General features: G+C 72.3%; 24 protein-coding genes and 1 pseudogene. 9 read left to right on the top strand and 16 right to left on the bottom strand.

Translation table 11 applies throughout. The annotated features are described in order from the left end of the window. Positions 1-30 precede the first annotated feature (30 nt). Genes ACIQE0_RS21105 through ACIQE0_RS21095 form a run of 3 tightly spaced genes read right to left on the bottom strand, consistent with a single transcriptional unit; the run spans position 31 to position 3703 of the window. A complete protein-coding gene (locus tag ACIQE0_RS21105; protein ID WP_402334340.1) occupies positions 31-2160 on the bottom strand; it encodes a xanthine dehydrogenase family protein molybdopterin-binding subunit in 2130 nt (709 codons plus the stop codon). After that, entirely contained in the window at positions 2157-3149 is a 993-nt protein-coding gene (locus ACIQE0_RS21100; protein ID WP_402334337.1) for an FAD binding domain-containing protein, read from the bottom strand. Before ACIQE0_RS21100 ends, ACIQE0_RS21105 begins: the two co-directional genes overlap by 4 nt. After that, positions 3146-3703 (bottom strand): (2Fe-2S)-binding protein, encoded by a 558-nt coding sequence (locus tag ACIQE0_RS21095; RefSeq protein ID WP_402334334.1) that lies wholly within the window; start codon positions 3701-3703, stop codon positions 3146-3148. Before ACIQE0_RS21095 ends, ACIQE0_RS21100 begins: the two co-directional genes overlap by 4 nt. A 430-nt stretch (positions 3704-4133) precedes the next feature. Between ACIQE0_RS21095 and ACIQE0_RS21090 the strand changes: the two genes are divergently transcribed. Then, a complete protein-coding gene (locus ACIQE0_RS21090) occupies positions 4134-4712 on the top strand; it encodes a TetR/AcrR family transcriptional regulator (RefSeq protein ID WP_366333633.1) in 579 nt (192 codons plus the stop codon). A 199-nt stretch (positions 4713-4911) separates the two neighbouring features. Here the strand turns inward: ACIQE0_RS21090 and ACIQE0_RS21085 are convergent, their stop codons facing one another. The 3 genes from ACIQE0_RS21085 to ACIQE0_RS21075 all read right to left on the bottom strand — a co-directional run bounded on the left by ACIQE0_RS21085 (position 4912) and on the right by ACIQE0_RS21075 (position 8215). After that, entirely contained in the window at positions 4912-6036 is a 1125-nt protein-coding gene (locus ACIQE0_RS21085; RefSeq protein ID WP_402334331.1) for a tyrosine-protein phosphatase, read from the bottom strand. Positions 6037-6138: 102 nt separating this feature from the next. Further along, positions 6139-6576 carry a pyridoxamine 5'-phosphate oxidase family protein gene (locus tag ACIQE0_RS21080; RefSeq protein ID WP_384091764.1) on the bottom strand — a complete coding sequence of 146 codons (438 nt, stop codon included), beginning with the start codon at positions 6574-6576 and terminating at the stop codon, positions 6139-6141. A gap of 214 nt (positions 6577-6790) precedes the next feature. Further along, positions 6791-8215 (bottom strand): globin domain-containing protein, encoded by a 1425-nt coding sequence (locus ACIQE0_RS21075; RefSeq protein WP_402334328.1) that lies wholly within the window; start codon positions 8213-8215, stop codon positions 6791-6793. A 172-nt stretch (positions 8216-8387) separates the two neighbouring features. Here ACIQE0_RS21075 and ACIQE0_RS21070 point away from each other — a divergent pair, with 172 nt between their 5' ends. Further along, on the top strand, positions 8388-9113 hold the full coding sequence (locus ACIQE0_RS21070; RefSeq protein WP_402334325.1) for a response regulator: 726 nt from the start codon (positions 8388-8390) through the stop codon (positions 9111-9113). Positions 9114-9224: 111 nt separating this feature from the next. On the opposite strand, the gene ACIQE0_RS21065 is transcribed toward ACIQE0_RS21070, so the two are convergent. Next, a complete protein-coding gene (locus tag ACIQE0_RS21065; protein WP_402334735.1) occupies positions 9225-10877 on the bottom strand; it encodes a GAF domain-containing protein in 1653 nt (550 codons plus the stop codon). A gap of 375 nt (positions 10878-11252) precedes the next feature. On the opposite strand from ACIQE0_RS21065, the gene ctaD reads away from it, so the two are divergent. Together ctaD and ACIQE0_RS21055 are read left to right on the top strand one after the other, a co-directional pair. Beyond that, positions 11253-12947, top strand: coding sequence for a cytochrome c oxidase subunit I (gene ctaD / locus ACIQE0_RS21060; protein WP_384091758.1), 1695 nt, complete (start codon positions 11253-11255; stop codon positions 12945-12947). 13 nt (positions 12948-12960) lie between these two features. Then, positions 12961-13404 carry a hypothetical protein gene (locus tag ACIQE0_RS21055; protein ID WP_402334322.1) on the top strand — a complete coding sequence of 148 codons (444 nt, stop codon included), beginning with the start codon at positions 12961-12963 and terminating at the stop codon, positions 13402-13404. Between the two features lie 90 nt (positions 13405-13494). On the opposite strand, the gene ACIQE0_RS21050 is transcribed toward ACIQE0_RS21055, so the two are convergent. Together ACIQE0_RS21050 and ACIQE0_RS21045 are read right to left on the bottom strand one after the other, a co-directional pair. Continuing rightward, complete coding sequence (locus tag ACIQE0_RS21050; protein ID WP_366333621.1) at positions 13495-13668, bottom strand: hypothetical protein; 174 nt, start codon at positions 13666-13668, stop codon at positions 13495-13497. 189 nt (positions 13669-13857) lie between these two features. Beyond that, entirely contained in the window at positions 13858-14298 is a 441-nt protein-coding gene (locus tag ACIQE0_RS21045; protein ID WP_402334319.1) for a GNAT family N-acetyltransferase, read from the bottom strand. A 199-nt stretch (positions 14299-14497) separates the two neighbouring features. Between ACIQE0_RS21045 and ACIQE0_RS21040 the strand changes: the two genes are divergently transcribed. Next, positions 14498-15634 carry an epoxide hydrolase family protein gene (locus tag ACIQE0_RS21040; protein WP_402334316.1) on the top strand — a complete coding sequence of 379 codons (1137 nt, stop codon included), beginning with the start codon at positions 14498-14500 and terminating at the stop codon, positions 15632-15634. Positions 15635-15707: 73 nt separating this feature from the next. On the opposite strand, the gene ACIQE0_RS21035 is transcribed toward ACIQE0_RS21040, so the two are convergent. Next, positions 15708-16160, bottom strand: coding sequence for an Rrf2 family transcriptional regulator (locus ACIQE0_RS21035; protein ID WP_366333615.1), 453 nt, complete (start codon positions 16158-16160; stop codon positions 15708-15710). Between the two features lie 124 nt (positions 16161-16284). Next, positions 16285-17436, bottom strand: coding sequence for a permease (locus ACIQE0_RS21030; RefSeq protein WP_402334312.1), 1152 nt, complete (start codon positions 17434-17436; stop codon positions 16285-16287). Positions 17437-17683: 247 nt separating this feature from the next. Between ACIQE0_RS21030 and ACIQE0_RS21025 the strand changes: the two genes are divergently transcribed. Beyond that, on the top strand, positions 17684-18550 hold the full coding sequence (locus ACIQE0_RS21025) for a DUF4344 domain-containing metallopeptidase (RefSeq protein ID WP_402334309.1): 867 nt from the start codon (positions 17684-17686) through the stop codon (positions 18548-18550). Between the two features lie 10 nt (positions 18551-18560). On the opposite strand, the pseudogene ACIQE0_RS21020 reads toward ACIQE0_RS21025, so the two are convergent. Both ACIQE0_RS21020 and ACIQE0_RS21015 read right to left on the bottom strand, forming a co-directional pair. Beyond that, positions 18561-18746, bottom strand: a pseudogene (locus ACIQE0_RS21020) (FAD-dependent monooxygenase); the annotation flags it as partial. A 151-nt stretch (positions 18747-18897) separates the two neighbouring features. Beyond that, positions 18898-19491 carry a TetR/AcrR family transcriptional regulator gene (locus ACIQE0_RS21015; RefSeq protein ID WP_402334732.1) on the bottom strand — a complete coding sequence of 198 codons (594 nt, stop codon included), beginning with the start codon at positions 19489-19491 and terminating at the stop codon, positions 18898-18900. 88 nt (positions 19492-19579) lie between these two features. On the opposite strand from ACIQE0_RS21015, the gene ACIQE0_RS21010 reads away from it, so the two are divergent. Further along, positions 19580-20395 (top strand): class I SAM-dependent methyltransferase, encoded by an 816-nt coding sequence (locus ACIQE0_RS21010; RefSeq protein ID WP_402334306.1) that lies wholly within the window; start codon positions 19580-19582, stop codon positions 20393-20395. A gap of 182 nt (positions 20396-20577) precedes the next feature. Here the strand turns inward: ACIQE0_RS21010 and ACIQE0_RS21005 are convergent, their stop codons facing one another. Further along, positions 20578-20970, bottom strand: a complete 393-nt coding sequence (locus ACIQE0_RS21005; RefSeq protein WP_402334303.1) for an SH3 domain-containing protein — start codon at positions 20968-20970, stop codon at positions 20578-20580. Positions 20971-21133: 163 nt separating this feature from the next. Between ACIQE0_RS21005 and ACIQE0_RS21000 the strand changes: the two genes are divergently transcribed. Beyond that, on the top strand, positions 21134-21337 hold the full coding sequence (locus ACIQE0_RS21000) for a hypothetical protein (RefSeq protein WP_366333605.1): 204 nt from the start codon (positions 21134-21136) through the stop codon (positions 21335-21337). A 78-nt stretch (positions 21338-21415) separates the two neighbouring features. Further along, positions 21416-22591, top strand: a complete 1176-nt coding sequence (locus ACIQE0_RS20995; protein WP_402334300.1) for a macrolide family glycosyltransferase — start codon at positions 21416-21418, stop codon at positions 22589-22591. Positions 22592-22715: 124 nt separating this feature from the next. Here ACIQE0_RS20995 and ACIQE0_RS20990 read toward each other — a convergent pair whose 3' ends face one another. Together ACIQE0_RS20990 and ACIQE0_RS20985 are read right to left on the bottom strand one after the other, a co-directional pair. Beyond that, on the bottom strand, positions 22716-23585 hold the full coding sequence (locus ACIQE0_RS20990) for an RNA polymerase sigma factor SigF (protein WP_366333601.1): 870 nt from the start codon (positions 23583-23585) through the stop codon (positions 22716-22718). A gap of 180 nt (positions 23586-23765) precedes the next feature. After that, positions 23766-24137 carry an ATP-binding protein gene (locus tag ACIQE0_RS20985; protein WP_402334297.1) on the bottom strand — a complete coding sequence of 124 codons (372 nt, stop codon included), beginning with the start codon at positions 24135-24137 and terminating at the stop codon, positions 23766-23768. Between the last annotated feature and the right edge of the window lie 112 nt (positions 24138-24249).

Genomic DNA, 24249 nt, shown 5'->3' with positions numbered 1-24249 from the left:
CTGGTAGCAGGGGCGGCGACCGTCCGCGTGTCAGGCGGAGGCGGTGCCTGCCGTCAGTACCCGGTCCGGGCGGATCGGCAGGTGCCGGTGACGGGTGCCGGTCGCGTGCCAGACCGCGTTGGCGACGGCCGCGGCGGCGCCCACGATGCCGACCTCGCCGATGCCCTTGATGCCGGTCGGGTCCTGCTCGTCGGGGTCGTCGATCCAGTCCGCCTCGACCAGCGGGACGTCGGCGTTGGCGGCGACGTGGTAGCCGGCGAGGTCGGCGCCGACCTGGCCGCCGGAGGCCGCGTCCCGGACGCCCTCCTCGTGCAGGGCCATGGACAGCCCCCAGATCATGCCGCCGACGAACTGGCCGCGTGCGGTCAGCGGGTTGATGATCCGGCCGGCCGCGAAGATGCCCAGCATCCGCCGGACCCGGACCTCGCCGGTGGCGACGTCGACCGCCACCTCGGCGAACTGCGCGCCGAAGGCGTGCCGTTCACGCTTCGGCAGTGCCTCCAGGGCCGCCTTGGAGTCCGACCGGACGGTGATCCCCTGCGGTGGGATGGTGCCGCCCAGGGCCAGCTTCTCGCGCAGTTCGCGGCCGGCGAGGGACACCGCCCAGGCCCAGGAGCGGGTGCCGGCCGAACCGCCGGCGATCCATGCCTGGCCGAAGTCGCTGTCGCCGATCCGGACCGTCACCCGCTCCGGCGCCACCTCCAGGGCGTCCGCGGCGACCAGGGTCAGCGCGGTGCGCGCCCCGGTGCCGACGTCCGCCGCGGTGATCCGCACGGTGAAGGTGCCGTCCGCCTCCGCCGTCACCGCGGCCGTGGACGGGCCGGCCAGGGTCGGGAACGAGGCGGCCGCGGTGCCCGTGCCGAGCAGCCAGCGGCCCTCGCGGCGCACCCCGGGGCGCGGGTCGCGGTCGGCCCAGCCGAACCTGCGGGCGCCCTCCTCGAAGCAGGTCAGCAGTCGGCGGCTGCTGAAGGGGAGCCCGGAGATCGGGCCCACCTCCGGCTCGTTGCGGGCGCGCAGCGCGATCGGGTCGACGCCGCACTTCTCGGCGAGTTCGTCCAGCGCGCACTCCAGCGCGAAGGAGCCGGGTGCCTCGCCGGGTGCGCGCACGAACGTCGGCGTCGGCACGTCGAGCCGGACCAGGCGGCTGACGGTGTGGTGCGCGTCGGCCTCGTACATCGCGCGGGCCACGTCGGCGCTGCGCTCGACGAAATCGTGGATCGTCGAGGTCTGGTTCCACCCCTCGTGCTGCAGGGCGCGCAGTCGTCCGTCGGCGTCGGCGCCGAGCCGGACCCGCTGTGCGGTGGCGCTGCGGTAGCCGATCAGCGAGAACATCTGACGTCGCGTCAGGACGAGTCGGACCGGGCGTTGCAGGAACGTCGCCGCCAGGGCGGCCGCCACCTGGTGCGGGCGGCATATCTTGGCGCCGAACGCGCCGCCGACGTGCTCGGCGCGCACCCGGACCGCGGTCGGGTCGAGCGAGAACAGCTTGGCCAGCTCCTGGGCCACGAGCATGCTGCTCTGGTTGGAGTCGATGATTTCGAGGCGGCCGTTCTCCCAGTAGGCGGTCGCGGCGTGCGGTTCCAGCGGGTGGTGGTACTCCTCCGGGGTGGTGTACTCGGAGTCCACCACGAAGGCGGACGCGGCGAACTCGTTCGCCAGGTCGCCCTTCTTCTTCTCGGAGGCGTCCGCGGGTTCCGGTATGAAGGCGTCCGGACGGTCGGCGCCGAACGCCACGTCGTGCGGTTCCTCGTCGTACTCGACGACGAGCGACTCGGCGGCCTCGCGGGCCTGTTCGGAGGTCTCGGCGATGACCAGCGCCACCGGCCAGCCGAGGTAGGGCACCCGGTCGTGCTGGAAGACCTGGAGCGCCGGGTCGGGCTTGCCCATCAGGCTGGTGTAGTCCGAGTTCAGCGTCTGGGCGTTGCCGTGGTGGAGGACGGCGACGACGCCGGGCATCGCCAGGACCGCGGCGGTGTTGAGGGCGCGGATCCGGCCGCGGGCGATGGTGGACACCGCCAGCCAGCCGTGGGTGAGTCCGGCCAGGGGGACCTCGCCGGCGTAGCGGGCGGCGCCGGTGACCTTGTCGCGGCCCTCCACGCGGGTGTGCGCGGTGCCGACGGCGGTGGGTGCCGCGGTGGTTGCGGTAGTCGTGGTGGTCATCGGGTGGCCTCCTCGGCCAGCTCGGTCAGCACGGCGACGACGAGGTTGCGGATCAGCGTCACCTTGTATCCGTTGTCGGACAGCGGCTCGGCGGCGGCGAGTTCGGCGTCGGCCGCGGCGGCGAACGCCTCGGCGGTCGCCGGTCCGCCGAGCAGCGCCTGCTCGGCCGCGTGGGCGCGCCACGGGCGCGAGGCGACCGCTCCGAACGCCAGCCGGACCGCGCGGACCGTGCCGTCGTGGAGGTCGAGGGCGGCGGCGACCGAGCCGATGGCGAAGGCGAACGACGCCCGCTCGCGCACCTTGCGGTACCGCGAGGTGGCGGCGACCGGTGCGGGCGGCAGGGTGACGGCGGTGAGCAGCGCGCCGGGCGGCAGCGCGGTCTCCTGGTGCGGGGTGTCCGCTACCGGGAGGTAGAAGTCCGCCAGCGGCAACTCGCCCGGTCCGGCGGCGGTTTCGTAGTGGACGACGGCGTCGAAGGCGGCCAGTGCCACGCCCATGTCGGAGGGGTGGACGGCCACGCAGTGCGCGGAGGCGCCCAGGATGGCGTGGTTGCGGTGCTCGCCGGTGACGGCCGGGCAGCCGCTGCCGGGCCGGCGCTTGTTGCACGGCCTGGACACGTCGGCGAAGTAGCCGCAGCGGGTCCGCTGGAGGAGGTTGCCGCCGACGGTGGCCATGTTGCGCAGCTGCCCCGAGGCGCCGGCCAGGACGGCCTGCGCCAACGCCGGGTAGCGGCGCCGTACTTCGGGGTGGACGGCCAGATCGCTGTTGGTGACGGTCGCGCCGATCCGCAGGCCGCCGTCGTCGGTGACCTCGATCCTGTCCAGCGGCAGCTCCCGTACGTCGACCAGGAGCGCGGGCCGCTCCACTCCGCACTTCATCAGGTCGACGAGGTTGGTGCCCCCGCCGAGGTAGCGCGCCTCCGGGTCGGTGCCGAGCAGCGCCACCGCGCCCGGTACGTCGGACGCCCGCTGGTAGTCGAACTCCTTCACGCCGTGGCCTCCACGTCCGTCGCCGCCGATTCCCCTGCCGCCCGGGCGACCGCCCGGACGATCGACACATAGGCACTGCAGCGGCAGAGGTTGCCGCTCATCCGCTCCCGGATCTCCTCCGCGGTCAGTGGCGGAGGGCCGGCCTCCGGCCGGACGTCCTCGGTGACCGCGCTGGGCCAGCCCGCGGCGTGCTCCTCGATCGCGGCGACGGCGGAACATATCTGCCCCGGTGTGCAGTAGCCGCACTGGAAGCCGTCGAGGTCGAGGAACGCCTGCTGGACGGGGTGCAGTCGGTCCCCGTCCGCCAGGCCCTCGATGGTGGTGATCTCCCGCCTCTCGGCGGCCACCGCGAGCTGGAGGCAGGACACCACCCGGCGCCCGTCGAGCAGCACCGTGCACGCACCGCACTGCCCTTGGTCGCAGCCCTTCTTGGTGCCGGTCAGGTCGAGCCGCTCGCGCAGTGCGTCGAGCAGGGTGGTGCGGTTGTCGACGGGCAGCGTGTGCTTCTCGCCGTTGATGGTCAAGGTGATGGCACCGGCCGTCGATGGGGCCATGGTCAGCCTTCTTTCGCGTCTCACACGGGCGAACGGGCGCGGTGAACCCATGGGTGGGGGTTCGTGGCCCGCCGCGGTCGGTCAACGGATGGGGTCGGCCCGGCCGGACGGGGTCGTCCGACGGAGCCGGAAAGTCCGGGCGGAGGAAAGGTGGGGGGAAGGAATGGTGTGGTGCGTCGCGACGTCGGAAACGGGTGGTGCGGACGGGTTCGGCGGGGGTGGTGGGCGGAGCGTCGGTTGCGATGGCCGCCGGGCTCCCCACCTGGTCGGATCCTGTGATGCGTCGGCCGCTAGGGTGTTCCACAAGCGGACAACGGTCCGCTACCGTTGAAATTTAACGGACAGGTGTCCGGTTAGCAAGGTTGATTGTCCGGCACGGGCTGGTCGCCCAACAAGCCCCGTCCGCCGGCGTTTTCGGGGAGGAGAACGCGTGCCCCGGCCCAACGAAGCGCCCCTGCGCACGGACGCGCAGCGCAATCGCGACCGCATCCTGGAAGTGGCCCTGGCCGAGCTGACCCGCTCCGCCGATGTCCCGCTCAGCACGATCGCCAAGAAGGCCGGGGTCGGACAGGGCACCTTCTACCGCAACTTCCCCAACCGCGAGGCCCTGGTCCTGGAGGTCTACCGCCACGAGGTCCAGCAGGTCTGCGACGCCGCGGCCCACCTGTTGGCCACCCGCCCGCCGGACCGGGCGCTGCGCGCCTGGATGGACCGCCTCGCCCAGTACGCCATGGCCAAGGCCGGCCTGGCCGCCGCCCTGCGCAAGGCCACCACACCGCACGGCGCCTTCGCCGCCGTCGCCCGCGGCCCCCTCTGCGTCGCCATCACGCTCCTCCTGGACGCCAACGAGGAGGCCGGCACCATCCGCCCCGGCGTCACCTCCGAGGACTTCCTCCTCGCCATCGCGGGGCTGTGGCAGCTCGATCCGCACACGGACTGGCGAGCCCGCGCCGGCCGCCTCCTCGACCTGGTGATGGACGGCCTCCGGGCGGGCGCGGGCGGGCGCTGACGGGGCGCGCCGCGCGGGTTGCCGGGCTGCTCGACGCCCACAACGGGTACTTCCGCGAGGGGCCCGACACGGCGGGTACTTCCGCGAGGGCCCGACAGAGCCCGCCCAAGGCGACGCCCCTCCCGGCGGCGGCGAGCCGGGAGGGGCGTCGTACAGGCCGGCGGTCGGGTCCGCCCGGCCTGCGGGCCGGCCGGTCGGGTCAGTCGACGAGCAGGGTCTCCCGCAGTCGTTCCAGGTCCTGCTTGTTCAGGCCCAGTCCGTCGCGCAGATAGGCGTCGAAGGTGCCGAAGCGGGTCTTGACCTCGTCGAAGGCCCTGTTCAGGTACGTGGCCCTGGTGTCCAGGATCGGCTTGAGGCGGGCGGCCATCTCCGGGGTCTGCGAGGCGAGGACGGCGGCGTTCCGCTCCGCGAGGTAGTCGTTGGAGGCCAGGTAGTCCCGCATGACCGTGTCGCGGTCCACGCCCAGGGCCGTGAGCAGGGCGGCGTTGCCCCAGCCGGTACGGTCCTTGCCGCCCTCGCAGTGGAAGACCAGCGGGGCGGAGCCGGCGTCGTCGGCCAGGTGGAACAGTGAGCGGTAGGCGTCGAGCGCGGAGGGCTTGGAGACGTACACCCCGTAGGACTCGGCCATCATCCGCGCGGATTCCTCGGCCGTGGGGGGCAGGTCGCCCTGGACGTCCCCGCCCAGGACATCGGCGGAGACGTAGCGCGCGCCCGCGGGCACGCGGTCCGGGGACTTGGCGCGCTCGCCCGGCATGCGCAGGTCCAGGTCCACACGGATGCCCAGCCGCTGGAGCTTGGCCAGGTCGGCGTCGGAGAGGTCGTGCAGGCCGTTGGAGCGGTACAGCACGCCCATCTTCACCCACCGTCCGTCGGTGGTGCGGTAGCCGCCCGCGTCGCGGAAGTTGGGCGCGCTCTCGAGGTGCAGCGAGCGGTCGGCGAGGGTGAGCGGGTCGCCCCGGTCGGGGACGAGGCGGAACCACTGCCGGTCGGCGGCGGGCAGTCCGCGTACGGTGACGGTGGCCTCGTTGCCGCCGTGGGCCACGACCCGGTCGCCGACGTAGACGGTGACCGAACCGGCCGCGGGCGCCTTCCAGGACACGGTGAACGAACCGTCCGTCCGCTGGGTGACGTTGGCGTCGGTGAACGGTATGCCCTCCGCGGCGAGCGGTGCCTGCGGCGCCTGCCGGGCCACTGCTTCGGCGGGCGCGGTGTGGGGCTCGGCCGAGGCGAGGGGGGCGGTGAGCCCCACTGCCGACACGGCGGCCACGAACGATACGGCGATCTGGCGCGCGGTCAACACCGCTGCTGCGGAAGGGGAGTTCATGGCGGGACCTTACGGTCCCGAATGGTGTGGAATTTTCTAGTTTTGGAGCGGGGGCGGGGTGCCGGTGGTGAGCATCGGGAAGCCCGCGACGGGGGAGGCCCGCTACCGGGACAGCCGCAGTCCGGTCACCAGGTCCGGGCGGATCCGTAGCGCGTGCGTCATCTGGTGGTCGCTCCACGGGTGCAGCAGGGCCTGGTAGTGCGCGAGGTCGTCGGGGTCCGTCACCAGGCGGCAGTAGCCGGTCACCACCACGCTCCAACCGCAGTGCGTGGCCGGATCGATGGAGTCGGCCTCATAGGCGACCACCACGCCCTCGACGTCCTCCTGCTCGGTCAGGGTGGCCAGCGCCGCGCCCTCGTGGGTGCGGATGATGACCTCGCCGTGGTGCAGCAGGTGGTTCACCGGGCGGATCGCCGGCAGCGCGTCCTGGGTGAAGACGATCCGGCCCAGCGAGACGCTGCCCAGCAGCCGCAGCGCCTCGGTGCGGTCCAGTTCGGTGCTGCGGCGGGAGGCTTCGCGGTCCGCCCAGGCACCCCACACGGGGTCGATGGCTGCGGGGCCGGCGGCCTGCCGGGTCGGGAGGTCGTTCACGGCGTGCTGCTCCTCGTGCTCTTGACGCGGGTGGTGAGCGGTCCTGCCGGACAGTAGACGGCCCCCGGCGGTCGTCCGCCAGGGGCCGTTCGGCCCGTCCCGCAGTGCCTTCCGTGCCCGTTTGCCGAGCGCGGCCCGGTGCACCGCTCATGGCCCGTCCGCGTCAGCGTGCCGCCTCGGTGATGGCCCGGGCGCCGGTGTACGCGGCGGAGCCGCCGGCGGAGTCGCCGGTGGAGCGGGGGAGCACGTCCGGGACGGGGTCGTGGCGGATCTGGTCGGCCGGCATCCCGGAGGCGATGAGCCGTGCGACCGTGGCCCCGACCATGGCCGCCGGGCCGCTGACGAACGCCAGGCGGCCGGACCACTGCGCCTGGCGGGCCACCGCCTCCGCCAGCGGGCCGTACTCGGTCAGCGCCCCGTCCGCCCCCGGGACGGCGTCCTGGTCCAGGATGCGGACCACCTTCAACTGGTTGTGCCGCGCCGCCAGTTGGGACAGCCATCCGGCGTCGTACAGTTCCGCCTCGCTGCGGGCGCCGATGAAGAGCTGGACGCTGCCGGCCGGGCGCACGGAGAGGCCGCCGGCCCCGCGGCGGCGGCCCGCCCACTCCTCCAGCAGCGCCTTGAACGGGGCCCAGCCGGTGCCGCCGGCGACCATCAGCAGGTCGTGGACCCGGTCCTCCGCGGGGAGCGTCATCGTGCCGTGGGCGGGCCCGAGCCGCAGGACGTCGCCGACCTGGGTGTGGCTGACCAGTGCCTCGCTGACCCCGCCCGGGCCGGTCTGGCGGACATGGAGCTCCACCTCGCCGTCGGGCCGCGGCGCGGACGCCAGGGAGTAGTGCCGCCATGCCTGGGGCATCAGCGAGGAGGCCACCGCCGCGTACTGGCCGGCCCGGTACGGGTACGGTTCGTGCATCCGGACCCGGAGGACGGCGAGGTCCGGGCGGCGCCGCTCGTGGGCGGTCACCGTGCCCTGCCAGTACGGGGGTTCGGCCAGCGCCGCGTCGGCGCCCTCGACCATCGAGGCGACCGCGAAGCGCAGCATCCGCACCCACGCCTGCTCCACCGCGTCGACCCAGCGGGGCCCGGCGGAGCGGCGCAGCGCCGCGCACAGGGCGGCCTCGAATGCCTGGTAGTGCGCCGGTCGCACGCCGAGCTTGCGGTGGTCGTGGCCGAGCTGCCGGAAGTAGGCGGCCACCTCGTCCGGTCGGTGCAGGTTCTCGATGAGGTACCAGAAGGCGCGGGCCAGATGCGAGCGCTGGAACTCCATGGACTCCGGGAAGAGGGAGCGCAGGTAGGGCCAGCGGGCGAACATCTCGTCGTAGAGGTGGGCGATCAGGTCGCCGAACGGGGTGACCAGGTCGAGGTACTGGGTGATCAGTCGCTGGTCGCCGGCGCCGTCGTACGAGGTGGGGGCCGGCTCCTGTGCGGGTTCCTGGCCCTGGCCGAGGATCCGCTGCCGCAGCCGCTTGGCGTCGTGCCGGGCGAGTAGGGCATGGTACTCACCGCCCACGGTACCGGGGGCGGGCGACCCGGTCGGCGCGGGCGACGCGGAATGCGCGGAATGCGCGGGCTGGCAGGGACGCTGCATGGAAATGGAACCTCCTGACGGGAGGCGCCAGTATCGCAACGTGACAGGGTGCCCGAAGGGCCCCGTGCCCCCAGGGCCGTTCGGCCCTTGCGCCGACGGCCGGAGCCGACGACCCTCGTGGTCGGGCCCCTTGCGCCCCGGCGATCCGCGAAGAACCACAGAGCGAGAGTGCATGAACCAGCAGCCCGTTCCTCCTGCCACCACGCCCGCCGCCAGTGCACCGGACGGCCCGCTGCGCGTCTTCATCCTCGATGATCATGAGGTGGTGCGCCGCGGCGTACGGGACCTCCTGGAGGCGGAGGACGACATCGAGGTCGTGGGGGAGGCCGGGGATCCCCGGCAGGCCCTCGCCCGGGTGCCGGCGGTCCGGCCGCAGGTGGCGATCCTGGATGTCCGGCTCGGCGGTGCCGACGACGACCACGAGGGGATCGAGGTCTGCCGGGAGCTGCGGGCCCGGATGCCGGAGCTGGCCTGTCTGATGCTGACGTCCTTCGATGACGACGAGGCGCTGTTCGACGCCATCATGGCGGGGGCGGCCGGCTATGTGCTCAAGCAGATCGACGGGTCGGCGCTGATCAACGCGGTCCGCACGGTCGCGGCGGGGCAGTCGATGCTGGACCCGCGCACCGCGTCGCGGGTGATGGAGCGGCTGCGCGTGCCGCAGCAGGAGGCGGCCCCCGAGGAGTCGTCGTCGGAGCTCGACCGGCTCTCGCCGCGGGAGCGGGAGGTGCTGGACCTGATCGGTGAAGGACTGACGAACCGTCAGATCGCCGATCGGTTGTTCCTCGCCGAGAAGACGGTCAAGAACCGGGTGTCGGCGATCCTCTCCAAGCTGGGTGTGGGCCGCCGGGTCCAGGCGGCGATGATCGCCGAACGGCTGAAGGAACCGCGGGCGTAAGCGGCGCACCGGGCCGGCAGCGCGGGACGAGGGGCTGAACGGCCCTCCTCGTCCCGCGGTGCCGGCCCTTTTGCTGTCCCGTGGGGCCGGCCGCGGCGTCCGCGGGGCCGGTCAGTCGGTCAGCGGGACGGACCAGACGATGCGGGTGCCGCCGCCCTCCGGCGTCTCGATGTCCAGTCGGCCGCCGTGCATCGCGGCCCGGGCCCGCATGTTGGCCAGGCCGCCCGTGTGCGGGGCGGCGCCGACTCCGACCCCGTCGTCGGCCACCGTCAGCGTGACCTCGTCCGCGGTCACCGCCAGTGCCACGTCCAGGCGGTGGGCGCCGGCGTGCCGGGCGGCGTTGCTCAGGGCCTCCGCGGTCACCGCCACCAGGTGCTGGGCCAGGTCGTCGGGGACCGCGGCGTCCACCGGGCCGTCGATCTGCAGTGCCGGGGGGAAGCCGAGCGGGCCGGCCGCCCGCTGCACGGCGTCGGTGAGGTCGCGGCGCAGGCTGCGGTCCTTGCCGTCCCCGGTGGTGCGCAGCCCGAAGATCGTCGAGCGGATGATCTTGATGGTGGTGTCCAGGTCGTTGACCGCGCGGCCGACCCGTTCCGAGGCCTCCGGCCGGTCGATCAGCCGGGTCACGCTCTGGAGGGTGATGCCGGTGGCGAACAGCCGCTGGATGGCGAGGTCGTGCAGGTCCCGGGCGATCCGGTCGCGGTCGTGCAGGACCGTCAGCTCCTCGGACTCATCGCGCCGGCGGGCGAGTTCGAGGGTGATCGCGGCCTGGTCGGCGAAGCCCGAGATCAGCCGGACCTCGGCCTCGTCGAACGGCGGCCGGCCGGCCAGCCGGCTCAGCCGCAGCGCGCCGCGCCCGGTGTCCACCTGGAGCGGGACCGCGACGGCCGGCCCGTACACCGCACCGGCCTGCTCCGCCGCCCCGTTCACCGCGGCCTCCCCGGGGGCCGCGTCACCGGTGTCCACACCCAGGGGGTAGGCCCGTGGGTCGGAGCGCAGGTCCGTGCTGACCGCGGGCTGGTCGCTGCGGACGGCGATACCGGGCAGCGAGCCGTCGAGCGGCACATGCAGCCCGGTGATCCGGCTGGCGCCGGTGCCGCAGGCCACCGCCACCGTCAACTGCTCCGTCGACGAGGCCACCGGCAGCAGGACCGCCACGCAGTCCGCGCCGGCCACCTCCATCGCCCGCTCGGCGATCAGGCGGAGCACCTCGTCGGCGTCGGTACCGGACAGCAGGCTGCGGGTGATCTCGCCCAGCGCCTCCAGCCACCGCTCGCGGCGGCGACTCTCGTGGTACATGCGGGCGTTGTCGATCGCGACGCCGGCCGCGATGGAGAGGGTGGTCACCACCTCCTCGTCCTCCGCGTCGAACGAGCCGCCGCCCCGCTTCTCGGTGAGGTAGAGGTTGCCGAAGATCTCGTCGCGGACCCGGACCGGCACCCCGAGGAAGGTCCGCATCGGGGGGTGGTTGGCCGGGAAGCCGTAGCTGTGCGGATGGCTGCTCAGGTCGGTGAGCCGCAGCGGCGAGGGGTTGCGGATCAGCTCCCCGAGGATGCCCCGGCCGCACGGCGACGGCCCGATCGCGGAGATCAACTCGTCGGACATCCCCACGGGAAGGAACTGCGAGAGCGCTCCGTCGCCGACGACGCCCAGCGCCCCGTATTCGGCGTCGGTGAGGGTCACCGCAGCCTCGACGATGCCCCGGAGCACCTGCGGGAGCTCCAGCCCCCGCCCCAGGTCCATCACCGCCTCAAGCAGGCTGCGCATCCGGTCCGGTGCGCGGAGCTGCGGCTCCTGCGGTTCGACCGCGGCCGGTGCGTACTGCTGTGATTCGGACATTCCCCTGCTGCTCCCAAAGATCCGTACACCTGCTCGGCAGCGTACGTGATCGGCGCGGCGGGTCCGACGGGGACCGGTGCCGACCGGCCATGTACGGGTCCCGTCCGGTGGGGCCGGCCGTCCCGCTGAGCAGGGCCCATCGCGGTCGGTGAGGGGCTGTTCGGCCCCTGGGGTGTGCGGTTTCCGCCGGCCGACGATGGGTGAGCCGGGAAGGGCCGGGTCTCCCCCCGTGTCGAAGGCTCTTCCCGGTCCCTGGCCGCTTCCCGGCTCAGTTCACGTTTCAAGGTGGAGGACAACAGCACCGTGGATGGTTGGGAAGTTCAGACGACGGCGGCCAGGGAACCGGCGTCCGGTCGGGCCCTTGAGGCCCGGCCGCGGCGCCGGAACAAGGCGGTGGAGTGGCTCACCACCACCGACCACAAGCAGATCGGCACGCTCTATCTCGTCTCGGCGTTCGTCTTCTTCCTCGTCGGTGGCGTGATGGCCCTGGTGATGCGCGCCGAACTGGCCCGGCCGGGCATGCAGATCCTCTCCAACGAGCAGTTCAACCAGGCGTTCACCATGCACGGCTCGGTGATGCTGCTGCTCTTCGCGATGCCGCTGTTCACCGGTTTCGCCAACTGGATCATGCCGCTCCAGATCGGCGCGCCCGACGTGGCGTTCCCGCGGCTGAACATGCTCGCGTTCTGGCTGTTCCTCTTCGGCTCGCTGATCGCGGCGGCCGGTTTCCTCACGCCGCAGGGCGCCGCCGACTTCGGCTGGTTCGCCTATGCGCCGCTGTCGGACGCCGTCCACTCGCCCGGTGTCGGCGCCGACATGTGGATCATGGGTGTGGCGCTCTCCGGCTTCGGCTCCATCCTGGGCGCGGTCAACTTCATCACCACCATCATCTGCATGCGCGCCCCCGGTCTCACGATGTTCCGGATGCCGATCTTCACCTGGAACGTGCTGCTCACCGGCCTGCTGATCCTGATGGTCTTCCCGGTCTTCGCCGCCGCCCTGCTGGCCCTGGAGATGGACCGCAAGTTCGGCTCCCACATCTTCGACGCGGCCAACGGCGGCGCCCTGCTGTGGCAGCACCTCTTCTGGTTCTTCGGCCACCCCGAGGTCTACGTCCTGGCCCTGCCGTTCTTCGGCATCGTCTCCGAGGTCATCCCGGTCTTCTCCCGCAAGCCGATGTTCGGCTACATCGGCCTGATCGCCGCGACCATCTCCATCGCCGGCCTGTCGGTGACGGTCTGGGCGCACCACATGTACGTCACCGGTGGCGTCCTGCTCCCGTTCTTCTCCTTCATGACGTTCCTCATCGCGATCCCCACCGGCGTGAAGTTCTTCAACTGGATCGGGACGATGTGGAAGGGCTCACTCTCCTTCGAGGGCCCGATGCTGTGGGCCACCGGCTTCCTGGTCACCTTCGTCTTCGGCGGTCTGACCGGCGTCATCCTGGCCTCCCCGCCGCTGGACTTCCACGTCTCCGACTCCTACTTCGTCGTCGCGCACTTCCACTACACGCTCTTCGGCACCGTGGTCTACGCGATGTTCGCCGGATTCCACTTCTGGTGGCCGAAGTTCACCGGCAAGATGCTCGACGAACGGCTCGGCAAGATCACCTTCTGGACGCTCACGGTGGGCTTCAACCTCACCTTCCTCGTCCAGCACTGGCTCGGCACCATGGGCATGCCCCGCCGCTACGCCGACTACCTCGCCGCCGACGGCTTCACCGCCCTCAACACCCTCTCCACCATCGGCTCGTTCCTCCTCGGCCTCTCCTTCCTGCCGTTCTTCTACAACGTCTGGAAGACCGCCAAGTACGGCAAGAAGGTCGACTGCGACGACCCTTGGGGCTACAGCCGCTCCCTGGAGTGGGCCACCTCCTGCCCGCCGCCGCGCCACAACTTCGTCTCCCTGCCGCGGATCCGCAGTGAATCCCCCGCCTTCGACCTCCACCACCCCGAGGTGGAGAACCTTGCCCTGGACCGTCCCGCGGCCCACGTCTGAGGAAGGAGCGGCCGTGCTGTCTCCCGCCGTTCTCGCCCTGGGGGCCACCGCCCTGTGCGCCGCCGGCTGTGTCTGGTACCTGCCCGCCGTGGCCGACCTGCGGGCCGGCGCCGACCGCCCCGCCTCCCGGCGGCTCGCGGCCGCTGCCTGCCTGACGGCCTGGGCGACCCTCGCGCTGTCCGCGCCGCTGCTGCTGGCAGCCGCCTCCTGGACCGCGCTCGGCGCCCTCACCGTCATCGGTGCGGCCGCCGCCCTCCTCCTCGCCGGGCTCGCCCGGGCCCGGCGGGGCCAGGAGGAGCGCGCGACCCGCAGGGCCTGGGCCGCACTGCGGGTGTGGCCCTCCGCCGCCGGGCGGGCCCGCCCCACGCGGGTCTTCCTCCGGTGGTTCATCCCGGGCTACGTCGTGACCGCCGGCGCGCTGGCTGTGGTCGTGATCGGAGGGACGATGGGCCGATGACGCGTGGGGGAGCGGCGGGACGGTGCGGTCCGCCCACCTCACCCGGACCGCGCCCGGTCCGCTCCCTCACCGCACTCAGCCGATCCGCCGTCACCCGTGCACGTCGACATGGTGGCGGCGGATCAGCACGTTGCAGTCGCTCGCGGCGCTGCGGTCTCCCCGCTGGATGGCCAGGGCGCGCTGTTGCCGCAGTACACGGCACCGTTCGCAGCCGGCGACGGGACGGGGGACGTCCGGCCAGGTGGGCATCGGGAGGTAGATCACTGCGGCCTGACTCCGGTATCGGGGGTGGCTTCCTGGATTGCTCCCGTACTTGTCGGCCGATTGCCGCCCTCCCTTGAGGACGGGTGCACCGGACAACGGCGAGGGACACCGGATCGGCCCCGCGGCTCTCGTCCGCGTACGGATGCCGGATCGTCGGCCGGGCACGTGCCAGGCACCCGCACCGGGCGGTCAGCGCAGCCGGAGGTCGACCCAGTCGATGGTGTCCCCCGGCAGCAGATAGCGGTCGATCTCCGCGAAGCCGTGCTGCTCGGCGAACCGCAGCCCGTCCTCGTTCGACGACAGCACGCAGGTCTCGATCACTCGCGCGCCCAACTCCCGCGCCCGGTCCAGCCCGCGCGCATACAGCTCCGTCCCGAAGCCGCGCCCGCGGTGGGCGGGGAGCACGCGGGCGATCACGGTGGCGGTCCGGGTCTCGTCGGCCGGCGGGCGGACCGTGCTGCACCCCACGAGTTCGTCGCCGAGGTAGGCGACCTCCAGATGGTTGCGCCCGGCCCGCTCCCGCACCTCGTCCAGGGACAGGAGGTGGGTCGGGACGAGGGTGTTGTGGACGTGCTGCCAGTGTGTGAGCGCGGTGTCGTCGACCGGCTGCACGAGGCGAAGTTGCGACATCGTTGAAGGAAATCCTCGACGGCCCGGATCGTCAACGCGTTTACCGGGCCCCGCAGTCGGCGCGCGCCGACCGGACCGTCCCAAAGCGGACAGCGTCCGACCTACTCGCTCCCTAACGTGCCTCCGGGCGCCCGGACGACAGCTGTCCCGCCGCCCCCGCACACCCTCTTCCCTTCCTCCCGCACGAGTGGAGCGCTTCGTGGACGTCACCCCCTTCCGCATCGAGATCCCGCAGGCCGACCTCGATGAGCTGCGAGACCGGCTGCTGCGGACCCGTTGGCCCGACGCGTTGCCCGGTGCGGGCTGGGACTACGGGGTCGCGCTGCCGTATCTGAGGGACCTGGTCGACCACTGGGCGCACGGCTATGACTGGCGTGCGCACGAAGCCCGGCTCAACGAGATACCGCAGTTCACCACGGTCCTCGACGGACAGCGGGTGCACTTCCTGCATGTCCGCTCGCCGGAGCGGGACGCCCTGCCGCTGATCCTCACGCACGGCTGGCCCAGCACCGTCCACGACTTCCTCGACGTCATCGGGCCGCTCACCGACCCCCGCGCCCACGGCGGCGACCCGGCCGACGCCTTCCACCTCGTGGTGCCCTCGCTCCCCGGCTTCGCCTTCTCCGGGCCCACCCGGGAGGCGGGTTGGGGATGCCGGCGCATCGCCCGTGCCTGGGCCGCGCTCATGCACCGCCTGGGCTACCACCGCTACGGCGCCCAGGGCGGTGACTTCGGCGCCCTGATCGCGCCCGAACTCGGCCGGGTGGCGCCGGACGACGTCATCGGCGTCCACGTCAACGCCCTGGCGAACGCCTCGACGGCGACGAGCCCGGAGGAACTGGAGCAGCTGTCGGCGGCCGAGCGCCGCCAGGCACGGGACAACCAGTCGTGGTGGTACGCGCACTCCGGATACGCCACCCAGATGTCCACTCGCCCGCAGACCGTGGCCTACGCGCTCAACGACTCGCCGGTCGGCCAACTGGCCTGGAATCTTGAGTGGTTCGTGGACCACGATCCGACCACGACCCGGCAGTCGCTGCCCGACCGGGACGCCGTGCTGACCAACACCACCCTCCTGTGGCTCACCGGTACCGCCGGGTCGGCCGCGCGACTGTACCGGGAGGCGGCCGTGGACGGCTGGGGCCGGCCCGCCCCCTCGGGCGTCCCCACCGGCGTGGCCTGCTTCCTCGGCGACCGGGCCGTGCGGGGTCTGGCCGAGCGGTCGCACCGCATCACCCACTGGTCCACCTTCGACACCGGCGGCCACTTCGCGTCCCTCCAGGCCCCCGACCTGCTCGTCGCCGATGTGCGGGACTTCTTCAGGACGGTGCGCTGAGCCGGTCCGGTGGGGAGTCGACGGCCGCGGGGGTGCAGGGGCGCGGACCGTGTGCGGGGCCGTGCGGGGCCGTTCAGTCCGGGCGGCGGGTGCTCAGACCGGTGAGGCCGATCAGTACCGGTCCGGTGGGTGACGCCACCACCTCGGACACCGTGAGCGGATCGAGCGTGGCGTAGAACGCCTCCTGTGCGTCGCGCAGTGCCCGGCGCAGTCGGCAGGCCGCGCGCAGCGGGCACGGGGCGTCGCCTTCGCAGGCGACGACCTCGTCCGCGCCCTCCAGCTCGCGCACCAACCAGCCCATGGAGGCCCGGTGCCCCAGTTCGGTCAGTTCCAGTCCGCCGCCGCGTCCGCGCCGGGCCTCGACCACCCCGAGGTGCTGGAGCCGGCTGATCGCCTTCGCCATGTGCGTGTACGGCACGTTCATCACCTCGGCCACCTCGCGGGTGGTCAAGGAGATGCCCTGCTCCGCGACGGCCAGGCGCATGACCGCGCGCAGCGCCAGATCAGTGAACTTCGTCAAACGCACCCGCGCGACGCTATCAAATGCGCATGTCAAGTTCGCCGTGCGGAATCCGGCCCGCCGGCCTTCCGGTCCGCTCACGGGCCGGCCCCGGTCCGGTGCGGGCCCCTCGGAGCCCGCGTTCCTCGGGTCAGCCGTCCTGGTGGCCGGCGGCGGGGGCGCCGCCCATCATGCGGAGCATGTTCCGGCCGCCGGTGCGGAAGAACCGCACGAGGAGGGCGGCGGCCAGGACGAGGAAGGCGATGTTCAGCCAGGTGGTGTAGTTCCAGGAGAGGCCCTCCTCCGGGATCCTCGCCCGGGCCTGGTCCGGGACCAGCCCGAGGCCGCTGAAGGCGAACTCGACGACGTAGCCGGCGACCACGATCGCGAGGTAGAAGGTGCCGAGCAGGAACAGCGCGGTCCGGATGCCGTAGTACTTCCGGTAGATGTTGAGGATCGGCAGGATCAGCAGGTCGGCGAAGACGAACGCGACCACCCCGCCGAAGCTGATGCCGCCCTTCCACAGCACCACGGCGAGCGGCACGTTGCCGATGGAGCAGACGAACGAGGCCATCGCGACCAGCGGGCCGATGACCGGCCCCCAGAGTTTGGCGGCGAGCGGATGGCCCTCGAAGAAGAACGTCCGCCAGAAGGCGTCGGGCACCCATGCGGCGATGGCGCCGGCGATGAGCAGCCCGACCACCAGATCCCGCATGATCGCCGCCCACTCCATGACGAAGACGTGCGCGGTGGCCGTCGCGCCCTTGGGGGAGAGCAGTCTGCGGAGGAAGGAGCCGGGGCCCTGGACGGACATGTCCATCGCGGCATGCCCCTCCATCGCGCCGGCCAGCCCGCGGTCGGCCTGCGCCCGCGCCTCGCGCACCAGGGACTCGCGCAGGAACAGCCGCAGCAGCACCGCCAGCACCGCGATCATCACCGGACCGCCCACGAACTCCGCGACCGTGAACTGCCAGCCCATCAACAGCGCCAGAATGACGCCGAGTTCGATGACGAGATTGGTGGAGGCGATCTCGAAGGCCATCGCGGCGGTGAAGTTCGCCCCCTTGCGGAACAGCGAGCGGGCCAGCGCGACCGCGGCGTAGGAGCAGGAGGACGAGGCCGCGCCCAGCCCGGCGGCGATGGCGAGGGTGCGCGGTCGGTCGTCGCCGAGCAGCGCAACGACAGTGGACCTGCGGACCACCGCCTGGACCACGGCGGACAGGGCGAACCCCAGGATCAGCGCCCAGGTGATCTCCCAGGTCATCGAGCCGGTGATGGACAGTGCGTGCAGGACGGCGTGCATGGCGGCATCCTTCCCGGGGCGCGCGTCCAGCCGTTGCCGGACACGCGCGGGCGCCCGGTCCCGGACGCGCGCCGGCGCACGGACAACCGAGGGACCGCATGCTGACGGGCCGTATGTCATGGGCGGAACGCCGTCGGCCCGCACGCGGGACGCACGTCACACCGACAGACCGGAACCTCCCTTTCCGGATATCCCTCTTCATCCGTTGGACGATCATGCGCGCCGAGCGGTGCGGGAAGGGGCTGACATGGGCCACCGAGTGGGGAACGGCACGCGTGCCGTGCTGACGTTGGCCCTGGCGGCCGCGGTGACCGGCTGCGCGACCGGCCAGGGCGCCGCGGCACCCGACGCGGTGGACGCCTCGGACTCCTCCCGGCGCGGTCACGGCAAGGGCGGTCCGGGCGGCTTCACCGTCCAGTACCGCACCGGCGGCAAGGCGGCACGCGCCACCGCCTACCTCCGCTCCCGGCGCGTACTGGAACGGGCCGCCGGCCGGCTCAACGACACCGTCGACGTGCCGCACCGCATACCGTTCGCGGTCCGCTCGTGCGGTGCCGCCGAACCGGCGTACGACCCGGAGACCGGCACCGTCGACTTCTGCGTGGAGCACGTCGATGAGATACGCGAGCGCATCGAGCACGCCGCTGACGGAGCCGGCCGCCCGCGCGCTGCCGGGGACCGCGACGCCCATGTGGCCGCGGTCCTGGAGGAAACCGCGTACCACGAGGGCGCCCATGCCCTGATCGACCGCCTGGGGCTGCGCTTCACGGGGCGGGAGGAGGACGTGGCCGACCAGTTCGCCGCGGTGATGCTGATCGGCCAGGGCCCCGCCGGTGACGCCAAGACCCTTGCCGCCGCCAGGGATTACACCCTGTCCGCCGAGGAGTCCCCGTTCGACGCGTCCGATCTGCTCGACGAGCACAGCCTGGACGGCCAGCGCGCGGCGAACTACGCCTGCTACGTCTACGGCGCGCACCCCACCCGCCACGAGGACCTCGTCGCCGACGACGGGCGGGTCACCGAAGACCGCGCCGAAGGCTGCCCCGAGGAGTGGGAACAGGCACGGAAGGGCTGGCAGCGGCTCCTCGACCGCTATCTCAAGCGCGACCTGTGACGGCCTCGGCGGGCGCGATGTCGCTGTCGGTGATCAGTGCGGTGAGCTCCGGCGCCCAGCCGTCGAACTCTGCCGCGATCCGTGCGGTGGCCGCGTCGGCGTCGGCGAAGTCGAAGGCGGCGAACCAGTCCTGTGGCGCGGACAGTCCCACGTAGGCGTGCGGGGTCCCGCACTTCTCCCGGTGGGCGAACCGTCCACCGCCGACAATCAGCCGACGCCGGCCGCGGTGGGAACATCGGTACAGCGGTCGCCGCGAGGGCCGGCTGATAGGGCCGGATGAGGGTGAGCTCCGTCCTCTCCCGGTCTTGGGGAGGGGGCCGGACCGGCTCCAGGTGCGAGCCGCCCGGTCACGCCTCTCGCGTCACGCCCGCGAGGACCGTCGTCACGACCTTGTGGACGGCCGCGGCCGTGGGAGGGCCGCCCTCCCGGTCGGCGAACAGCAGGTGTCCGGCCCCGATCAGGGTGGGGGCCAGGGTGTCGACGTCGGCCTGCGCCGCGATGCGGCCCAACTCGCGTTCCGCGGCCAGGTATTCGGCGATCATCGCGGTGGCCTCGCCCAGGACCGGGACACCGGACGAGCCGGCCTGCCGCAACCGGGCGCGCAGTCCGTCCCGGGAGATGACCAGCCCGACGATCGTCACGGCGACCGTGCCGAACACGGTCATCAGCGCGTCGGTGACGGTGTCGACGACCGCGCCGCTCCCGGCGGACGCGCGCAGGGCGGCGGCCTGACCGTCGATCCGGCCGATGCGGTCCCGTACGAGTGCGGCGAGGAAGGCGTCGAAATCGTCGAAGTGCCGGTGCAGCACGCCCTTGGCGCAGTCCGCTTCGGTGGTGACCGCCCGGCTGGTCAGGGCGTTGGGCCCGTCCCGGAGCAGGATGCGTTCGGCGGCGGCGAACAACTGCTCCCGCGCATCGCGGAGGGCGACCCCGGTCGGCACCATGCACTCCATCCCCGGTGCTCCGCACCGGATTCTCGTCGACGGCCACACGATTGACGAGTGGGCATGTGCCCACCATGGTGGGCACATGCCCACTATGCCGCCCTCGGGGCGTGAACCCCATCAACTCCGGGCGCTGGCCGAGTCGTTCGGCACCGATGCCGAACGCTACGACCGCGCCCGGCCCCGCTACCCCGACGCCTTGGTGCGACGGATCACCACCGGCCGGTCCGGTCTCGACGTGTTGGACGTCGGCTGCGGTACGGGAATCGTCGCCAGGCAGTTCCGGGCGGCCGGCTGCGCGGTGCTCGGGGTCGAACCGGACGCGCGGATGGCCGAGATCGCGCGGCGAGACGGCGGCGCCGTCGAGGTGGCCACGTTCGAGGACTGGGACCCGGCGGGCCGGGAGTTCGACGCGGTCGTCGCCGGCACCGCCTGGCACTGGATCGACCCGGTCGCCGGTGCCGCCAAGGCCGCCCGGGTGCTGCGCCCCGGCGGCCTGCTGGCACCGTTCTGGAACGTCTTCCGCTTCCCGGCCGCCCTCGCCGAAACGGTCGCCTCGGCGTGTCAACGGGCCCTGCCCGACTCGCCGTTCGACTTCACGGAGATGACGACGGGCGCCTTGGAGGCGTACCAAGGGGCGTTCGCCAAGGTGGCCGACGGAATCCGGGCGGCGGGCGGGTTCGGCGAGCCGGAGCAGTGGCGGTTCGACTGGGAGTGGACCTACACCCGGGACGCCTGGCTGGATCAGATGCCTACCCAGGGGCCCTTCACCCGGCTCCCGCCGGAGGCGTTGGAGCAGGTGCTGGCGGGCGTCGGCGCCGCCATCGACGCGGTCGGCGGCGGTTTCACCATGCGGTACGCGACGGTGGCGGTCACCGCGGTGCGGGGCGGCTCGGCGTAGTCGGGGCGGGATGCCTGTGCTCGGGCAACCTCGGGGACTGGCAGGGGTGTTGGGGTTGCCCCGGGAGCTGGGTGATCCCGGCGGGGCCGGTGGGCGTCGAGGAAGCCGGCCACGCCAGCCACACCGGCCACCGGCCACCGGTCAAGTCGACCGGTGGCCGGGAGCGTTGGCCCGCGGGCCGCTCAGTCGCCCTTGTCGCGGCACCATTCGGGCGCGGCCCCGATGGGCTCGATGTAGCGGGCCGAGGCAAATGCGTCGCGGCGCCAGTCGAGCTTGTACCAGCGCGGATTGCCGTGGATGTTCTGGCCGTTGACCTTGCAGACGAGAGTGATGACCTCGCCGTAGGGGAGCGTGGTCATCGCCGGGTGCTCGGTGCCGGGGCCGGTGCGGACCACGAGGCCGGTCCTGGCGATGATGCGGCCCTTGTATGCGCCGTGGCCGTGACCGCTGTCCCCGACGCGGGGGGCGTGCGACGGGCTTGCGGCGGTGGCCGTACCACTGCCGAGGACACCGCAGAGGAGTCCCACGCTCGCCAGCACGGCGGCGCCCCTGCGGAACTGGGATAGCTGCGTCATGGTCATCCTCCTGGTCGCGGTCCGGACGTGTCGGTCCGAAGCCAGGCTTCCCCCGCTGGGGCCCGGGCCCCTTGCCGACGGCCGAATTCACCGTCACGGGGAGGCGTCGAATGTCTGCCCGGACGTGACCGTAACCGGGCGAGTAAGTGACCGTTAACCGGCCATGAGTGAAATGAACGACCGCCTGCTCAGCCTCGTCGACGGAGTGGTGGACCTGGACGAGGAACGGCTGCCGTTGCTGACCCTGCGGGAGGCCCGGGCCGCGATCGAATTGCTGCGGTTGCTGGCCTCGGGAAACGGTGAAGGGTCCTACGCCGCACGGCACTTGGCGCGGAATCTGGTGCGGCGGCTGCCGACCGAGACATGAGCGGTGGCGGGGTCCGCGGCCGCGGTGGACGAGGGGCGGGGCCCGGGAGGAAAACCCGGCAGCGATAGGATTTTCGACATGGCGAAACACTTGCTCTTCGTGGCCATCTTGGGCCACGGGCACGTCAATCCCACCCTGCCCTTAGTCGAGGAACTCGTACGGCGAGGCCATCGCGTCGACTACGCCACCAGTGCGGAACACGCCGAGATGGTCACCAGATCCGGCGCCCGCTGGGTGGAACTCCCGTCGCTCCCGCCGTTCGACATACCACCCCCTTCCGCGTTCGGCCCCGAGACCTTCGGTGTCTTCATGCGCGTACTCTTCGCCGGAATGCGCGAGGCGTACCCCGTGCTGCGGGACCACTGCGCCGCCGAATCGGTGGACGCGATCTGCTTCGACACGATGAACTGGTCCGCCCGGGTCGTCGCCGAGCAGCTCGGCCTGCCGGCCGTTCGCCTCATCCCCAACTTCGCTTCCAACGAGACCTTTTCGCTGTTCACCCAGTTCCTGGAGGCCGCCGGCGGCGAGAATCCGTTCCCGGCCATGCTCGGGCCCTCCTGCGAGGAGTTCGCCGCGGAGTTCGGCGTCCCCCTCGACCCGGCGAACCTCCTGGACGTCCCCACCGAGGTCAACCTGGTCTCCATACCGAGGGAGTTCCAGCCGGCGGGTGACTCCTTCGACGAGCGTTTCCACTTCATAGGCCCCTCGGTGGGCAGTCGTGAGAACGAGCCCTGGTCGCCGCCGGACCCCGAGGCGCCGGTGCTGTTCGTCTCCCTGGGGACGGTCTTCAACGACCGGCCCGACTTCTACCGCACCTGCATCGAAGCCTTCGCCGACGGGCCGTACCACGTGGCCATGTCCGTGGGCGGGATGGACCCGGCCGCGCTGGGGACCATTCCTCCGTCGTTCGATGTCCGCCCCCGGTTCCCGCAGTTGGCCGTGCTCCAGCGGGCCAGCGCGTTCGTCTCGCACACCGGTATGAACTCCACGATGGAGGCCCTGTATTACGGCGTCGGGCTGATCGCCTTCCCGCAGATGCCGGAGCAGGCCGCCAACGCCGGGCGGGTGCAGGAACTCGGGCTCGGTGAGCAGCTCGACTCCGACACGGTGACGGCCGAGTCGCTGCGCGCCGCGGTCGCCCGGGTCTCCTCCGACCCCGCGATCCGCAGCAACCTCGCGCGGATGCGCAAGGTCGTACGGGAGAGCGGTGGCGCGGTGCGCGGTGCGGACGTCATCGAGGGGTGTCTGCGCTGAGCAGCCGATCACCTGGGTGAGTTGAGCAGGTGAGCGGGAGGTCGCCGGCGTGTGCCGCGCGCCGTGATCTCCTGCGTGTGGTGCGTCGTGGCCCGGTCCGCCCGCCTGTGGAGCGGGGGCCGGGTCATGGCGCGGGCGCGGGATCGCTGAGCATGCCGGTGCGGAGCGTGGACAGGGTGCGGTTCAGCAGCCGCGAGACGTGCATCTGGGAGATGTCCAGCTCGGCGCCTATCTGGGACTGGGTCATCTCCTGCCCGAAGCGGAGCTCGATGATCCGGCGTTCCCGGGGCGCCAGTTGCCGCAGCAGCGGCGCGAGGGCGTGGAGGTCCTCGATGGTCTCCAGGGCTGGGTCGTCGCCGCCGACGATCTCTGCGAGCGGGCGGCGCGCGCCGAGCGCGTCGGGTTCGTCCGGGGTGTCCAGGGAGTCCGCGGCGTAGCCGTTGGCGGCGAGGAGGCCTTCGAGGACCTCTTCCTCCGGCAGTCCGAGGTGGGTGGCGAGTTCGGCCACGGTGGGGTTGCGGTCGAGTGCGGCACGCAACTGCTCCTTGGCCTTGGCCAGTTCGATGCGCAGCTCCTGGAGGCGGCGGGGGACGTGCACGGCCCAGCCGGTGTCCCGGAAGAAGCGCTTCATCTCGCCGAGGATGTAGGGGACGGCGTAGGTGGAGAACTCCACCTCCCGGGAGACGTCGAAGCGGTCGATGGCCTTGATCAGGCCGATGATGCCGACCTGGACGATGTCGTCCATGTCGCCGCCGCGGCTGCGGTAGCGGCGGGCGACGTAGCGCACCATCGACATGTTCATCTCGATGAGTGTGTTGCGTGCGTACTGGTAGGCGTGGGTGCCCTCTTCGAGTTCCCGGAGCCGGTCGAAGAACTGCCTGGAGAGTTCCCGGGCGTCCTGGGGAGCCATGGCCGTGGGGCGCCGTATCTCCGGTAGGCCGCCGCGGTCCGTGGTGGGCGTCGGCAACGGGCCGCCGCTCGTCGGGACGGTCATGATGCCTCCCTCCGCACCCGGCCCCCGCGGGCACTTGTGCGGCCGCCTACCCGTCGGGGGGCAGGGCATGCCCGGAGGGTGGCGAAAATCGGCAGGGATGAGGGGACCTCATGCCGCGGGGAGGGGACCGAGGTAAGGGCTGGTGTGCAGGGGCGTGGGGGGTGCCCGTGGGGAGTGGTGTCAGCTCAGCCGCAGGGCCGCGTTGATGCTTTTGCCGGTCGGCGTCGTGGTGATGGCGACGGAGGTGGCGAGCCGGCGGATCAGGGACCAGCCGTAGCCGCCGATCCGGCCGTCCTGGAAGTCGGTCGGGACGAAGGGGCGGAGCGGGCTGGCGTCCTCGACGGTCACCACGAGGCGTCCGCTCGTGACGCGGGCGGCGAAGCCGGTGACGCCGCCGGCGTGCCGCAGGGCGTTGGTGACCAGCTCCGAGGTGACCAGCAGGGCGTCGGCGACCACGGTCTCGTCGACGTGCGGGTGGTGCGCGCGCAGCAGTTCGTGCACGCGGTCGCGTGCTGCGGCTGACGTGGCGGGGAGTTCCGCGGTACGAGCCACCGTCCACCTCCCTGGCGGTGCGGGATCCGGCCTTGGGGGTGCGGGTACCCGCCGTGGCGCGAATCGTGCATCCCCGGGCCACTCTGCCACACGGGCGAGGGTTGCCGGGCCG

It is taken from the genome of Streptomyces sp. NPDC093097 (assembly GCF_044754325.1).
Lineage (GTDB): Bacteria > Actinomycetota > Actinomycetes > Streptomycetales > Streptomycetaceae > Streptomyces.
The sequence above is the reverse complement of the archived record's forward strand: the minus strand, read 5'-3'. Positions and strand labels throughout refer to the sequence as shown.